We start from the raw sequence: 14,417 nt of genomic DNA on the forward strand, positions 1-14,417 counted from the left end.
GGTGCTCGCGCCCTGGGCGCAGCCCGCCGCCCAGGCGCTGGCCTGGTGCGCCGGGTGGCCGGTCCGGTGGGTCGCGTGGGTGGCGCGCACGGGCGCCGCGCTGCCGGGGGCGGGGATCGGGTGGCCAGGGGGCTGGGCGGGGGCCGGGCTGCTCGCGGGGGCGGTGCTGCTGCTCGTGGCGCTCGGTGGGCTGGTGCTGCGCTCGCGGTGGCTGGTGAGCGGGTGCGCGCTGCTCCTGGTGCTCGTGGTGGTGCGTCCCGCGCCGGTGACGCGCGTGCTGGGTGCCTGGCCGCCGGTGGGGTGGCGCTACGTCATGTGCGACGTGGGACAGGGGGACGCGACCGTGCTCGCCGCCGGGGCGGGCAGCGCGGTGGTGGTCGACGCGGGGCCCGACCCGGACCGGGTGGCCGCGTGTCTGGACCGGCTCGGGGTGCGGCGGGTGCCGCTCGTGCTGCTGAGCCACTTCCACGCCGATCACGTGGCCGGACTGGAAGGGGTGCTGCGGGGCCGGTCGGTGGGCGCGGTGCAGACGACCGCGCTCGCGGAACCGGCGGGCCAGGCGGCGGCGGTGCGGCGCACCGCGGCGGAGCACGGGGTGCCGGTACTCACCGCGACGGCCGGTGAGCGCCGGGCGGTCGGCGGGCTGAGCTGGGAGGTGGTGTGGCCGCCCGCCGGTGGTGGCCCGCTCGGTGACGACGGGCCCAATGACGCCAGCCTCGTGCTGGTGGTGCGGACGGGCGGAGTGCGGCTGTTGCTCGCGGGGGACGTGGAACCCGCTGTGCAGCGGGAACTGCTCCGGCGACCGGACGGGGCACCGCACGTCGACGTGCTCAAGGTGCCGCACCACGGCTCGGCGTACCAGGAGGGGGAGTGGGTGCGGCGGGTCGCGCCCCGGGTGGCGTTGGTCTCGGTCGGGGCGGACAACGGGTACGGGCATCCCGCCCCCCGCACGCTCGCCGCCCTGCGTGCCACCGGGGCACTCGTCGAACGGACCGACGAGCACGGGGACCTGGCGGTGACGGGAGCCCCTGTGACGCGGCGGAGCGGGGCGCGGACGGAGGACGACGCGGGGGAGGAGGTGGTGCGGTTGGAGGTGGCGCGGGAGCGGTGAGGACTGGCCGACGGGGCGGTCGTGCTGGACACCGAGGGGCGGCGAGCGCGGCGGGGCGGAAAAGGGGTGGAGGGCGGGACCGGTGGAGCCGAGCATGAGGGGATGACGGAGAGCGGGGAAGCAGGGCACGTGAGCGGTGGCGGTGCCGGGGAGGTGTCCGGCGCGCGGCCTGTCGCGCTGGTGACCGGCGTGGGGCGCACGGCGGGGATCGGGGCCGCGGTGGCGCGTCGGCTGGCCGCCTCCGGGTGGGACATCGTGTGCACCTGCTGGGCCGCGTACGACGCGCGGATGGAGTGGGGTGCGGAGGAAGGAGCGGGCGAGGAGATCAGGGCGCGGCTCGTGGAGTCCGGGGCGGCGTGTGCGGTGATCGAGGCGGATCTCGCCGACGCGACCGCGCCGGAGCGGGTCTTCGCGGAGGCGGAGAGGCGGCTCGGGTCCGTGACGGCGCTCGTGCTGTGCCACTGCGAGTCCGTCGACTCGGGGCTGCTCGACACGACGCTGGAGAGCTTCGACCGGCACTTCGCCGTCAACGCCCGGGGAAGCCGGCTGATGATCAGGGAGTTCGGGCGCCGGTTCAGGGGCCCGCACCGGCGCGGCCGGATCGTGGCGCTCACGAGTGATCACACCGTGGGCAATCTGCCGTACGGCGCGAGCAAGGGAGCGCTGGACCGGATCACGCTCGCGGCGGCGCGGGAGTTCGCCGGGCTGGGCGTCACGGCGAACGTGATCAATCCCGGACCTGTCGACACCGGGTGGATGACGGGGGAGACGCGGGAGCGGGTGCGGGAGGCGACGCCGCTCGGGCGGCTCGGCACCCCGCACGACACCGCGCGCCTCGTGGACTTCCTGTGCTCGCCCGGCGGGGAGTGGATCAACGGGCAGTCGCTCATGAGCGATGGCGGACTGGACCGGGCGGCAGGCGGGACTTACCCCGCGTAACGGAAGTGAGCTGCGGGAACATCAAGCGGAACATCAAATTCAGGTCAAAGGGGCGAGCTTGGGGAGTGTCCGGCATTCCTGCGATGTGGTCTCGTGTTGCCTCGAAAGCCTCAGCGGTGGTCGAATGTTTGAGTTTGAAGGCTCGAAATCGATCACGAAATGTAGGGGTGTCCGGTAGATGTTCGGCCTGGGGACGAAGAATCGCGCGAGTGGCGGGCGGGGGAGAACGGCGCTCTCCGAGGCGGTTCTGCCGGACGGGGCAGGGCTGTTCAGCTGCCGGGTGCTCGATCCGGTGGGCGAACCGCTCGCCGGGGCGGAGTGCTCGCTGACCGACGGGCGGGGGCGGAAAGTCGCCACCGCGGAGGCCGATCCTTTCGGTTCCTTCGTCGTCTCGGTACGGGAGGGCGACTACCGGCTCGCGGTCGGCACCGAGGGGTACACGCCGCACCGGGGCGATGTCCACATCAGCAACGGTGAGCACACCGACCTCGGCGTGCTCACTCTCCAGGTGGCGCCGCCGCCCCCGCTGCCGAGCCCCGGGGACTGGGAGATCGACCCGACGCACTCCTCCATCGCCTTCACCGCGCGGCACATCGGCCTGGCCCGGGTGCACGGAAGGTTCAACACCTTCGCCGGCGTCGTACGGATCGGCGAGCGGGTGGAGGACTTCGCGATGCACGTGCTGATCGACGCCGCCTCGATCGACACGAACGTGCAGATGCGGGACGACCACCTGCGCTCCTCGGACTTCCTCGACGTGGGGGCGTACCCGACGCTGGAGTTCTACAGCGACCGGTTCACGCACCGGGGCGGGGGCCGCTGGGCCGTCACCGGGGCGTTGTCACTCCACGGGGTGACGCGGACCGTCACGCTCGACGTGGACTACCTCGGTCAGGGCAACGGCATGGAGGGGGAGCAGCGGGCGGCGTGCCGGGCGACGACCGAGCTCCACCGCGACGACTACACCGTGAGCTGGCAGACCATGCTCTCGCGCGGGATCGCCGTGGTCGGCCCGAGCATCACCATCGAGCTGGACGTTCAGGTCGTGCCGAAAAAGGCGTGAGCCGTGAGGACCGGGCGCGGACCCCCTGGCCGGGACCGCCCCGTGGGTACGGCAGGATCTCCGCGTGGACGACGAGATGGACCTGAACGTGGCGCACGTGCTCGTGCTGCCCGACCGCGACGCCGCCGAGGAGGCGGTCGAGGAACTGGCCCGCCGCTACGAGCTGGGGGCGGAGCCCGAGCTCGTGCGCGAGGCCCTGGCGGGAGAGGACGACGCCGAGGACGCCCAGTGGCTGATCGTGCTCTCCGAGGAGGCCGGGACGTTCAGCGCGAGTGAGCTCGACGCGTTCGCGGGCGAGTGGGACGGCTGGCGCGAGGCCCCGTGACGATCGGCCTGGCATCCGTCGGCGCCGGGCGCCACGGGTGACGGGGAGGCTGCGCCGCCGTGAGCGGAGAGCGGTGGGCCACTGGGCGCGGAGGGCGGCGGGCCACCGGAGATGCCGGGTGCCTCACCCCCGGGGGCCGCGCGTCCTCTCGGCGGAGCCGGGCTCGTCGGCGGGGGAGGCGGGGCCCTTGTCGGCGGCGGAGGCCGGAGCCGGTGTCGGTGGGGCGTGCGATGCTTGGCGGCGATGGCCAGGAAAAACGCTGACGACGACCCGCTCGCTCCGCTCACGCTCGCCGTGGGCCAGGAGGAGCTGCTGATCGACCGCGCGGTGCGGCAGGTGGTGCTCGCCGCGCGGGCGGCCGACGCCGACACCGATGTGCGCGAGCTCACGCCCGAGCAGCTCCAGCCCGGCGGGCTCGCCGAGCTGACGAGCCCCTCGCTCTTCGCCGAGCGCAAGGTCCTCGTCGTGCGCAACGCTCAGGATCTCTCCGCCGACGCGGTCAAGGAGGTCAAGGGCTATCTGCCCGCGCCCGTGGACGAGGTCGCGCTCGTCCTGTGCCACGCGGGCGGAGCCAAGGGCAAGGGGCTGCTCGACGCGGCGCGCAAGGCGGGAGCGCGCGAGGTGCCCTGCCCGAAGATGACGAAGCCGGCCGACCGGCTCGCCTTCGTGCGCAACGAGTTCCGTACGACGGGGCGTTCGGCCACGCCCGAGGCGTGCCAGACGCTCGTGGACGCGATCGGCAGCGATCTGCGCGAGCTGGCCGCCGCGGTCTCGCAGCTCACCGCGGACGTCGAGGGCACGATCGACGAGGCGATCGTCGGGCGGTACTACACGGGCCGGGCGGAGACGTCGAGTTTCACGGTCGCCGACCGGGCCGTCGAGGGCCGGGCCGCCGAGGCGCTGGAGGCGCTGCGCTGGTCCCTCTCCACGGGCGTCGCGCCCGTCATGATCACGAGCGCGCTCGCGCAGGGGGTACGGGCCATCGGCAAGCTGTCCTCGGCGCGGGGCGGCCGGCCGGCCGACCTGGCCCGCGAGCTGGGGATGCCGCCGTGGAAGATCGACCGGGTGCGGCAGCAGATGCGCGGGTGGACCCCGGACGGCGTCTCGATCGCGCTGCGCGCGGTCGCCGAGGCCGACGCGGGCGTGAAGGGCGGCGGCGACGACCCGGAGTACGCCCTGGAGAAAGCCGTCGTCACGATCGCCCGCGCGGCCCGTTCCCGCCGCTGAGAACGAGGCTCCGAGCCGCAGGGCCGGGACCCGGCCGGTTCAGGACGCCACCGCGCCTCGTCGCGATCCGCGCTCTTGCCTCGTGGGCGCGCCGCCTCTCCTCGTCCCGGCGGACCGCGCCGTCTCGTCTCGTGGGCGCGCACCACCTCGTCGCCATCCCGGCCCGTGTCACCTGCCCCGGCGGCACAGCGACAGGCGGCACCCGCCCGCCCCCGCCCCGCACAGCCCCTCCCCGCTCCGACCGCGCCTCCGCACGGCCACCACCACGGCCACCCGGACCCTCATCACGGCGCCCGCGCCCGCCGTAACGTGTCGCGCCGCCCACCCCGCCTCGCCCGCCCCGCCTCGCCCGCCCCGTCGTGCCGCGTCGCGTCGCGCCCGCCCCCATCGCGCCGTCCTCGCGCACCGCATCGCCCCCGACATGCCAAAACCCCGCCCCGTCGCAAGGACGGTGGCGGGGTTCTCGGTCGAGTCCTGTGTGCCTTCGGCGGCGGTGAGCCGCCGCGATCCCGCACCCGCGTGGCGAACGCTAGGCCGCATACGGGATCTGTCGGGACGGGACGGGGAGCGGTAGAGAGGGCCCGCTGGGTCCCCGTCGTCCCGGGGACGACGGTCGGTGCCGGAAGGCGGAGGAAGCCCGGCCTAGAGGGAGGCGGCCTTCGAAGCAAGCGCCGACTTCTTGTTGGCGGCCTGGTTCTTGTGGATGACGCCGGAGGAGACGGCCTTGTCGAGCTTGCGCGTGGCAAGACGCGTCAGCTCCTGGGCCTTCTCGACGTCACCCGCGGCAGTGGCCTCGCGGGCCTTGCGGATCGCGGTCTTGAGCGAGGACTTGACGGCCTTGTTGCGCAGGCGCGCCTTCTCGTTCGTCTTGTTCCGCTTGATCTGGGACTTGATGTTCGCCACGAAAGAGCCTTTTCAGCTGCAAGCGCGCGGCCGGAACCGCGCGAATGTTTCGGTTGAGTACGCGTGTCCCCGAAGCTGAGAGGGCTGGGAGACACACAGTGCACCAGGCTAGCAGCCACTGCCTGAGCGGCCCAAACCGCTCCTCGCCCCCCGCGCATGGGACGATGGGGGTCTACGTATCCGACCGACTGCCCGAAGCCCGAGCCGGAGGCGGCCGGCGGCTCCCCTGCCGGACGCCTCAAGAATCAGGACCCCGCGTGCCCGCGACCCCTCTCCATGTGCCCGAGCCGAGCCGTACCGACCCGGCGCTGATCAGGAATTTCTGCATCATCGCGCACATCGACCACGGCAAGTCCACGCTCGCCGACCGGATGCTCCAGCTGACCGGGGTGGTGGAGCAGCGGCAGATGCGCGCCCAGTACCTCGACCGCATGGACATCGAGCGGGAGCGTGGCATCACGATCAAGTCGCAGGCCGTGCGGCTGCCCTGGGCCCCCACCGAGGGCGCCGGGCAGGGCAGCACCCACATCCTCAACATGATCGACACCCCCGGTCACGTCGACTTCACCTACGAGGTCTCGCGCTCGCTCGCCGCCTGCGAGGGCACGATCCTCCTGGTGGACGCGGCCCAGGGCATCGAGGCGCAGACCCTCGCCAACCTCTACCTGGCGATGGAGAACGACCTCACGATCATCCCGGTCCTCAACAAGATCGACCTCCCGGCCGCGCAGCCCGAGAAGTTCTCCGAGGAACTCGCGAACCTCATCGGCTGCCGGCCCGAGGACGTGCTCAAGGTCTCCGCGAAGACCGGCGTCGGCGTCGAGGCGCTGCTCGACCAGGTCGTCGCGCAGATCCCGGCCCCGGTCGGCGTCAAGGACGCCCCGGCCCGCGCGATGATCTTCGACTCGGTCTACGACTCGTACCGCGGTGTCGTCACGTACGTACGTGTCGTGGACGGCCAGCTGAACAAGCGCGAGCGCATCCGCATGATGTCGACCGGCGCGACCCACGAACTGCTCGAAATCGGTACGAACTCGCCCGAGATGCTCGCCGCCGACGGTCTCGGCGTCGGCGAGGTCGGATACCTGATCACGGGCGTGAAGGACGTGCGCCAGTCCAAGGTCGGTGACACGATCACCAGCCAGTCCAAGGGCGCCCAGGAGGCGCTCGGGGGCTACAAGGACCCGAAGCCCATGGTCTTCTCGGGCCTCTACCCGCTCGACGGGTCGGACTACCCCGAGCTGCGCGACGCGCTCGACAAGCTCCAGCTCAACGACGCCGCGCTCGTCTACGAGCCCGAGACCTCCGCCGCGCTCGGCTTCGGCTTCCGCGTCGGCTTCCTCGGGCTGCTCCACCTCGACGTCATCCGTGAGCGTCTTGAGCGCGAATTCGGTCTCGACCTGATCGCGACCGCGCCCAACGTGGTCTACCGCGTGATCATGGAGGACGGCACCGAGTACACCGTCACCAACCCGAGCGAATTCCCCGAGGGGAAGATCGACGAGGTCTACGAGCCGGTCGTGCGGGCCACGATCCTCGCGCCGAGCGAGTTCATCGGCTCGATCATGGAGCTGTGCCAGGGCCGGCGCGGTGTCCTCCTCGGGATGGACTACCTCTCCGAGGACCGCGTCGAGATCCGCTACACGCTGCCGCTCGCCGAGATCGTCTTCGACTTCTTCGACCAGCTCAAGTCCAAGACACGCGGCTACGCCTCGCTCGACTACGAGCCCACGGGCGAGCAGACCGCGCAGCTCGTCAAGGTCGACATCCTCCTGCACGGCGACAAGGTCGACGCCTTCTCGGCGATCACCCACCGCGACGCCGCGTACGCCTACGGGGTGCGGCTCGTCGCGAAGCTGCGCGAACTCATCCCGCGCCAGGCGTTCGAGGTCCCGGTCCAGGCCGCGATCGGCTCCCGCGTCATCGCGCGCGAGACGATCCGCGCGATCCGCAAGGACGTGCTCGCCAAGTGCTACGGCGGTGACATCTCCCGTAAGCGGAAGCTCCTGGAGAAGCAGAAGGAGGGCAAGAAGCGCATGAAGATGGTCGGGTCCGTCGAAGTCCCGCAGGAAGCCTTCATCGCCGTCCTCTCCAGCGACGAGCCGAGCGGCAAGAAGAAGTAGCCACCCGCCCGCCCCCCCCCGGCGGGACGGCCACCGCCCCAGCTCCGGCCCCACGGGCCCCGTACGCCTTCCGCGACGGGGCCCGTTGCCGTACCCGGGGGCGCTCCGGCGGCGAAGGGCGGGCGCTCCGGAGTGCGTGGGCGCTCCCGTCTACGCGGGCGCGTCAGCCCACCCGTACGGAAGCCCGCCACGCCCGGCGCCCGCACCAATCCCCCCGTACGGAAGTCCGCTACGCCCGGCGCCCCCGCTCGCGTACCCCGTCCCGCCGCTCCCCGTCCCGCCCGTCCCGCCCGTCCCGCCGCTCCGTCCGGAGCCCCGCCGCCGCCCACGTCGGCGGCCTCGTGCCCGGAGTCTCCGGGCGGAAGCGGAGCCGGGGCGGAAGGGGCGGGCGGGGCGGATGTCGTGAACGGAGCGGGCCTCAGGCCCTTACGCGCAGGCCAGGCTCGTTCTACTCTGATCACCGTCCCTTAGTTACTCACCAGTTAAACAACGCGCAGGAACCGCTCAGTACACGTCTCGAAAAACGTCTCAACCATTCACTACCAGTCGCACGCAGAGTCGCGGGCCCGGAGGATGTCGTGAGCGACACACAGACCATGATCGAGAACCGACCGCCCTCCGTGGCGCACCTCTTCCTGGAGCGCGTCGCCGCGACCCCGGACGCGGAGGCGTACCGCTACCCGGTGCCGCCCGCGTCCGGCGAGGGCCCGTCCGACTGGGCCTCGCTGACCTGGGCGCAGGCCGCCGAGCGGGTGGACCGGATCGCGGCCGGGCTCATCGCGCTCGGCATCGAGCCCGAGCAGCGTGTCGCGCTCGCCGCGGCGACCCGCGTCGAGTGGATTCTCGTGGACCTCGGCATCATGTGCGCGGGGGCCGCGACCACGACCGTCTACCCCTCGACCAACACGAAGGAGTCCGCGTTCATCCTCGCCGACTCCGGCAGCCGCGTGGTCGTCGCCGAGGACGCGACGCAGCTCGCGAAGATCCGTGAGAACCGCGCCGAGCTTCCGGGGCTGCACCACGTCGTCGTCATCGACGCGGAGGGTGCCGAGGCGGCGGAGGGGGACCCGGACGGCTGGCTGCTCACGCTCGCCGACCTGGAGAAGCGCGGGCAGGAATACCTCGCCACGCATCCAGGGGTGATCAAGGAGCGCATCGAGGCGATCACGAAGGATCAGCTCGCGACGTTGATCTACACCTCGGGCACGACGGGCCGTCCCAAGGGCGTACGCCTGCCGCACGAGTGCTGGTCCTACATGGCCAAGGCGATCAAGGCGACCGGGATGGTCCTGGAGGGGGACGTCCAGTATCTGTGGCTGCCGCTCGCGCACGTCTTCGGCAAGGTGCTGACCTCCGGGCACATCGAGGTCGGGCACGTGACCGCCGTCGACGGGCGGGTGGACCAGATCATCGTGAACCTGCCCGTCGTCCGGCCCACCTACATGGCCGCCGTGCCGCGCATCTTCGAGAAGGTCTACAACGGGGTCGCCGGGAAGGCGCGCGAGGGCGGCGACGCCAAGTACAAGATCTTCCAGTGGGCCGCCGGGATCGCCCGCGAGTACGCGAAGACCTCGCAGGACAACTTCCGCCGAACCGGCACCGCGACCGTCCCGCTCGGCCTGCGCACGAAGCACGCCGTCGCCGACCGGCTCGTCTACGGCAAGATCCGCGAGGCGATGGGCGGCAGGCTGCGTGCCGCGATCTCCGGCTCCGCGGCGCTCGCCCCCGAGATCGGCTTCTTCTTCGCGGGGGCCGGCGTGCACATCCTGGAGGGGTACGGGCTCACGGAGTCGAGCGCCGCCTCGTTCGTGAACCCGGGCGAGGCGTACCGCACCGGCACGGTGGGCAAGCCGCTGCCCGGCACGGAGGTGCGGATCGCCGAGGACGGCGAGGTCCTGCTGCGCGGCCCCGGCATCATGGCCGGCTACCACGGGCTGCCCGAGAAGACCGCCGAGGTCCTGGAGCCGGACGGCTGGTTCCACACGGGCGACATCGGAGAGCTGTCCGTGGACGGCTACCTGCGGATCACCGACCGCAAGAAGGACATCATCAAGACCTCCGGCGGCAAGTACATCGCCCCGGCCGAGGTCGAGGGCCAGTTCAAGGCCATCTGCCCGTACGTCTCGAACATCCTGGTCCACGGCGGTGACCGCAACTTCTGCTCCGCGCTCATCTCGCTCGACGAGGACGCGCTGCTCGGCTGGGCGAAGGAGAACGGGCTCGACGGCAAGCCGTACGAGGAGATCGTGGCCGACGCGAAGACCGTCGAGATGGTCGACCGGTACGTGCGGGAGCTGAACGAGGGGCTCCAGCGCTGGGAGACCGTGAAGAAGTTCCGGCTCCTGCCGAGGGACCTCGACATCGAGCACGGGGAGCTGACACCGAGCCTCAAGATCAAACGGCCGGTGGTGGAGCGGGAGTACGGGTATCTGCTGGACGAGATGTACGAGGGCTCGCGCGAGGCGTGAGACGGCGGGGCGCGCGGGGGCCGGGGGCTCGGAGGCCGGGCGCCAGGGCGTGCGGTGGCGCACGGCTTCCGGTCGCAGGTCCGGGGCGCGCGGTGGCGAGGGGCTTCCGGTGGCGCGGGGTTTGTGCTCGCATGAGCTGTGCCGTCGGACGGGGCGGGCGGTCGGGGCTCGCGGAGGGGGCGGGCCCCCTCCGCGAAGGCTCGCCTCCCCCTCCGGGCCTGCCGGGGTGGTCCCCGGCGCTGGGCCGGGTGCGGCGACTGTGGTCCCGCGCCCGCCGCTCCGGTGCCGGAGGGGCTGATTCTCCGGGCCGGGGGTGAGCGACGGGCACTCGGGAGGTGGTCGGAGCGCGTGCGTGGGGAAACGATTCGCTGCATCCTCGTCGTATGACTTCCTCCTCCGCACCCGTCGTCGTCCATCCGCCCGGGAACGACGGGGGGCGACGGGTGCAGGTGGATGGTGAGGTGCTGGGGGTGGCGTACGGGGTCGCGGACCTCGTGGAGTTCCTGCGGCGGGCCGGGCTGGAGGACGCCGAGCAGGCGGTCGCCGCCGACGGCGGATTCATCGAGTGGCGCGGCGAGGGCCCGGGGGAGTGGATCGCCTAGGAGGGAACCTCGCCGGCTCGGGCGGGACGACGCGTCCGCTCCACCGGACGTCCGGAGCCTCACGCTCGGTGATCGTGCCGGGCCTGGGACAATGGACCTCATGCCTTCCGCACTTCCCGACGGTGAGCCCGTGCCCGAGAACGGGGCTCTTCCCGCGCAGGCCCTGGACGGGGCCGCCGGGCGCCCGCTCGGCTTTTACCTGCACGTGCCCTACTGCGCCAGCCGCTGCGGGTACTGCGACTTCAACACGTACACGGCGAGCGAACTGCGCGGTACGGGCGGCGTCCTCGCCTCGCGCGACAACTACGCCGACACCCTCGCCCAGGAGATCCGCCTCGCACGCGAGGTCCTCGGCGAGGACCCGCGCCCGGCCCGTACGGTCTTCTTCGGCGGCGGCACGCCCACCCTGCTCCCCGCCGCCGACCTCGTACGGATGCTCGCCGCCGTACGGGACGAGTTCGGCCTCGCGCCCGACGCCGAGGTGACGACCGAGGCGAACCCGGAGTCCGTCGATCCGGCGTACCTCGAAACCCTCCGTGAGGGCGGTTTCAACCGCATCTCCTTCGGGATGCAGAGCGCCCGTCCGCACGTGCTGCGTGTCCTCGACCGCAACCACACCCCCGGCCGCCCCGAAGCCTGTGTCGCCGAGGCGCGCGCCGCCGGGTTCGAGCACGTCAACCTGGACCTCATCTACGGAACCCCCGGTGAGAGCGACGCGGACTGGCGCGCCTCGCTCGAAGCGGCGATCGGCGCGGGGCCCGACCACGTCTCCGCGTACGCCCTGATCGTTGAGGAGGGCACTGGGCTCGCCCGCCGCGTCAGGCGCGGCGAGATCCCGATGACCGACGACGACGAGCACGCCGACCGCTACCTCATCGCCGACGAACTCCTCGCGAAGGCCGGATTCGACTGGTACGAGGTCTCCAACTGGGCGACCAGCGAGCCGGCCCGCTGCCTGCACAACGAGCTGTACTGGCGCGGCGCCGACTGGTGGGGCGCGGGACCGGGGGCGCACAGCCACGTCGGCGGTGTCCGCTGGTGGAACGTGAAGCACCCCGGTGCCTACGCCGCCGCGCTCGCCGAGGGCCGCTCACCGGGCGCCGGTCGCGAACTCCTCGGCGAGGAGGACCGCCGCGTCGAGCACATCCTGCTGGAACTGCGACTGCGCGAGGGCTGCCCTCTCGACCTCCTCCTCCCGGCGGGACGCGAGGCGGCCGCGCGTCACCGCGCGGCCGGACTGCTCGACCCCGAGGCGTACGAGAAGGGCGCGGCCGTCCTCACCCTGCGAGGACGGCTGCTCGCCGACGCGGTGGTACGGGACTTGGTCGACTGACTCGGCGCTGGGTGCTGGGTGCTGGGTGCTGGGTGCTGGGCGCTCGGAGGGCGGGAGACGGGGCACGTCGTGCTGAGTGGACGACTGTGCGCCCATCTCGGTGGACGCGTGTGCACCGAGCTTGGGTGAACGGGTGTGTACGCGCCTCGGTGGACATGTGTGCGCCGAGCTCGGTGAACGTATGTGCGCCGAACTGGGTGAATGATTGTGCTCCGAGTTATGGGAACGGGTGTGCGCCGAGTTCGGTGGACAAGTGTGCGCGGATGCGGGGCATGGTTTCCGCGTTCCCCGAGTCCGGGCCGGTGAACAAGTGTGCACTCATGCCGGCTGCCTCTGCGGCCTCGATGTTCGGCGGGGCGTCGTCCACGAAGAGGCAGTCCCGGGCCCGTACTCCCAGCCCTTCGCACACGGCCGCGAAGGCGCGCGGATCGGGTTTGGCCAGGCCGGTCTCGTGCGAGTACGAGAGGTGTTCGACCAGGGTGTCGAATCCGTACAGCGCCGATTCGCGCGCACGCGCCCCGACGAAGCTGTTGCTCAGGATGCCGAGCCGGCAGCGCCCGCGCAGGCTCCGGACGAACGCGATCAGCTCGGTGTTCGGGGTCCCGAGGTACTCCGTCCACAGGTCGGTCAGGAAGGCGTCGCGCTCGCCGGGGCCGAGCCCGAGTCGCGCGGCCACCTGGTCCCGTACCGCCTCCTCGCAGATGCGCCCGACCGCCCCCGCCTCCCATACGTCCGCCATGCGGGCCTCGATCGTCCCGGGCGGGAACCCGAGGCGTTCTTCCCAGCGTTCGGCCCACCCTGTCGCGGGCGTGTACTCCAGGACGCCGCCTATGTCGAGCACGAGAGCTTTCATCCGGGTGTGTTCCTCCCCCTCGGTGGGGCGGCCGTCCGCCCCTTCGTAAGAACAGGCTGGAGTCTGCCCCTGGGGGAAGGTCAACGACGGGACTTCTCGCACTGCCCCGAGCGCACGCGACGGCCGCCGCCTTCCGGTCCCGCTCCGGCGCGGGCCCGGCCCCGGCGCGAGGGCGCCGTGTTCCCGTCGAGTCCACTCGGCTCGGCGTAGGGGGCGGTCCCCGCGCCGTGTCGTGCGCGGCCGCCGCGTCGAGCGCCCGCCCCACGCCGCCACCGGGAGGAGGACACGGGGCGTCGCCGCTCGTGGAGCCGCAGCGCTCTCTCTGAGGGGCGGTCAGGTCTGGTCGGGGGCCGTCACGAAGTCGACCAGTTCCTCGACACGGCCGAGCAGTTCAGGCTCCAGGTCCTTGTACGAGTGGACGCGGGAGAGGATGTGCTGCCAGGCCGCGCCCGTGTTCTCCGGCCAGCCGAGGGCCCGGCAGATGCCCGTCTTCCAGTCCTGCCCGCGCGGGACACGCGGCCAGGCCGCGATGCCGACCGAGGACGGTTTCACCGCTTCCCAGATGTCGATGTACGGGTGTCCCACCACCAGCGCGTGCGGGCTCGCGACCTCCGCCGCGATGCGCGCCTCCTTCGAGCCCGGCACCAGGTGGTCGACCAGGACGCCGAGCCGCGCGTCCGGGCCCGGCGCGAACTCCGCGACGATCGCGGGGAGATCGTCCACGCCCTCCAGGTACTCGACCACGACGCCCTCGATCCGCAGGTCGTCGCCCCAGACGCGTTCCACCAGCTCCGCGTCGTGCCGCCCCTCCACGTAGATCCGCCCGGCCCGCGCCACACGCGCCCGCGCGCCGGAGACCGCGACGGAGCCCGAGGCGGTACGCGAAGGGGCGGCCGGAGCCGCGGTGGCGGGCCGTACGAGCGTCACCGCGCCGCCCTCCAGCAGGAAACCGGCCTCGGTGAGCGGGAAGACGCGTGTCTTGCCGAAACGGTCCTCCAGCGATACGACGAGGCCCTGGGCCGACTTCTCCCAGCCCGTGACGGCGCCGCAGAAGCCGCTCGTGACCTCCTCCACGACGAGATCCCGCTCCAGCGGCACCTGGGGAACGGCCCGTCGCTTCTTCCAAGGCGGGGTGAGGTCGGGGGAGTACGCGCGCATTCTCAGGACGATAGGAACATACGGCCGTCCGGGCGACCGCGACACGCCGTGCAGGCCCTCACGGCGCCCGCCACACACCCGCCGCCGCCGAACTCCGCCCGCACGCACCGCGCCCGGGCTCACCGACCGGCCCGCCGTCGTGTGCGCCCCTGCCCCGCGCCCCGCCCGTCTGCGACCCGGCTCCCGCCTCGCACCCGTGCCCGACCCGGAGCCGACACCCGCCCCGCGCACGTGCGGACCCCGGCACTCGACCCCGCCCCGGCCTGCGGGCTCGACCGCACCCCGGCCCCCGCGCCCGCGTTCGGCTCCGCC

11 protein-coding genes and 1 pseudogene are annotated in these 14,417 nt (G+C 72.5%); 9 read left to right on the forward strand and 3 right to left on the reverse strand.

Annotated elements, in window-relative coordinates:
• The 5 genes and pseudogenes from SSBG_RS20535 to holA form a co-directional block, all read left to right on the forward strand.
• Window positions 1-1,111: pseudogene (locus SSBG_RS20535) on the forward strand (ComEC/Rec2 family competence protein); the annotation flags it as partial.
• Window positions 1,112-1,213: 102 nt separating this feature from the next.
• Window positions 1,214-2,050, forward strand: coding sequence for an SDR family oxidoreductase (locus SSBG_RS20540; RefSeq protein WP_037870266.1), 837 nt, complete (start codon window positions 1,214-1,216; stop codon window positions 2,048-2,050).
• 178 nt (window positions 2,051-2,228) lie between these two features.
• Window positions 2,229-3,113 carry a YceI family protein gene (locus SSBG_RS20545; RefSeq protein WP_008747986.1) on the forward strand — a complete coding sequence of 295 codons (885 nt, stop codon included), beginning with the start codon at window positions 2,229-2,231 and terminating at the stop codon, window positions 3,111-3,113.
• A 76-nt stretch (window positions 3,114-3,189) separates the two neighbouring features.
• Window positions 3,190-3,438, forward strand: a complete 249-nt coding sequence (locus tag SSBG_RS20550) for a hypothetical protein (protein WP_037871691.1) — start codon at window positions 3,190-3,192, stop codon at window positions 3,436-3,438.
• A gap of 243 nt (window positions 3,439-3,681) precedes the next feature.
• Complete coding sequence (gene holA, locus SSBG_RS20555; protein WP_037870267.1) at window positions 3,682-4,665, forward strand: DNA polymerase III subunit delta; 984 nt, start codon at window positions 3,682-3,684, stop codon at window positions 4,663-4,665.
• A 642-nt stretch (window positions 4,666-5,307) separates the two neighbouring features.
• Here holA and rpsT read toward each other — a convergent pair.
• A complete protein-coding gene (rpsT, locus tag SSBG_RS20560) occupies window positions 5,308-5,568 on the reverse strand; it encodes a 30S ribosomal protein S20 (protein WP_008747990.1) in 261 nt (86 codons plus the stop codon).
• Between the two features lie 257 nt (window positions 5,569-5,825).
• Between rpsT and lepA the strand changes: the two genes are divergently transcribed.
• From lepA to hemW, 4 genes are all read left to right on the forward strand, one after another.
• The gene (gene lepA, locus SSBG_RS20565; RefSeq protein WP_008747991.1) at window positions 5,826-7,691 is read left to right on the forward strand and encodes a translation elongation factor 4; all 1,866 of its coding nucleotides are present in this window, start codon (window positions 5,826-5,828) and stop codon (window positions 7,689-7,691) included.
• A 578-nt stretch (window positions 7,692-8,269) separates the two neighbouring features.
• Complete coding sequence (locus tag SSBG_RS20570; protein ID WP_008747992.1) at window positions 8,270-10,159, forward strand: AMP-dependent synthetase/ligase; 1,890 nt, start codon at window positions 8,270-8,272, stop codon at window positions 10,157-10,159.
• A 383-nt stretch (window positions 10,160-10,542) separates the two neighbouring features.
• A complete protein-coding gene (locus SSBG_RS20575; protein WP_008747993.1) occupies window positions 10,543-10,761 on the forward strand; it encodes a hypothetical protein in 219 nt (72 codons plus the stop codon).
• Between the two features lie 100 nt (window positions 10,762-10,861).
• Complete coding sequence (gene hemW, locus SSBG_RS20580; RefSeq protein WP_037871693.1) at window positions 10,862-12,094, forward strand: radical SAM family heme chaperone HemW; 1,233 nt, start codon at window positions 10,862-10,864, stop codon at window positions 12,092-12,094.
• Between the two features lie 217 nt (window positions 12,095-12,311).
• Here the strand turns inward: hemW and SSBG_RS20585 are convergent, their stop codons facing one another.
• Both SSBG_RS20585 and SSBG_RS20590 read right to left on the reverse strand, forming a co-directional pair.
• Window positions 12,312-12,947 (reverse strand): HAD family hydrolase, encoded by a 636-nt coding sequence (locus SSBG_RS20585; RefSeq protein ID WP_037870269.1) that lies wholly within the window; start codon window positions 12,945-12,947, stop codon window positions 12,312-12,314.
• A 333-nt stretch (window positions 12,948-13,280) separates the two neighbouring features.
• Window positions 13,281-14,105, reverse strand: a complete 825-nt coding sequence (locus SSBG_RS20590; protein WP_008747996.1) for a DUF3097 domain-containing protein — start codon at window positions 14,103-14,105, stop codon at window positions 13,281-13,283.
• Window positions 14,106-14,417: the final 312 nt, after the last annotated feature.

This window comes from Streptomyces sp. SPB074, assembly GCF_000154905.1.
Lineage (GTDB): Bacteria > Actinomycetota > Actinomycetes > Streptomycetales > Streptomycetaceae > Streptomyces.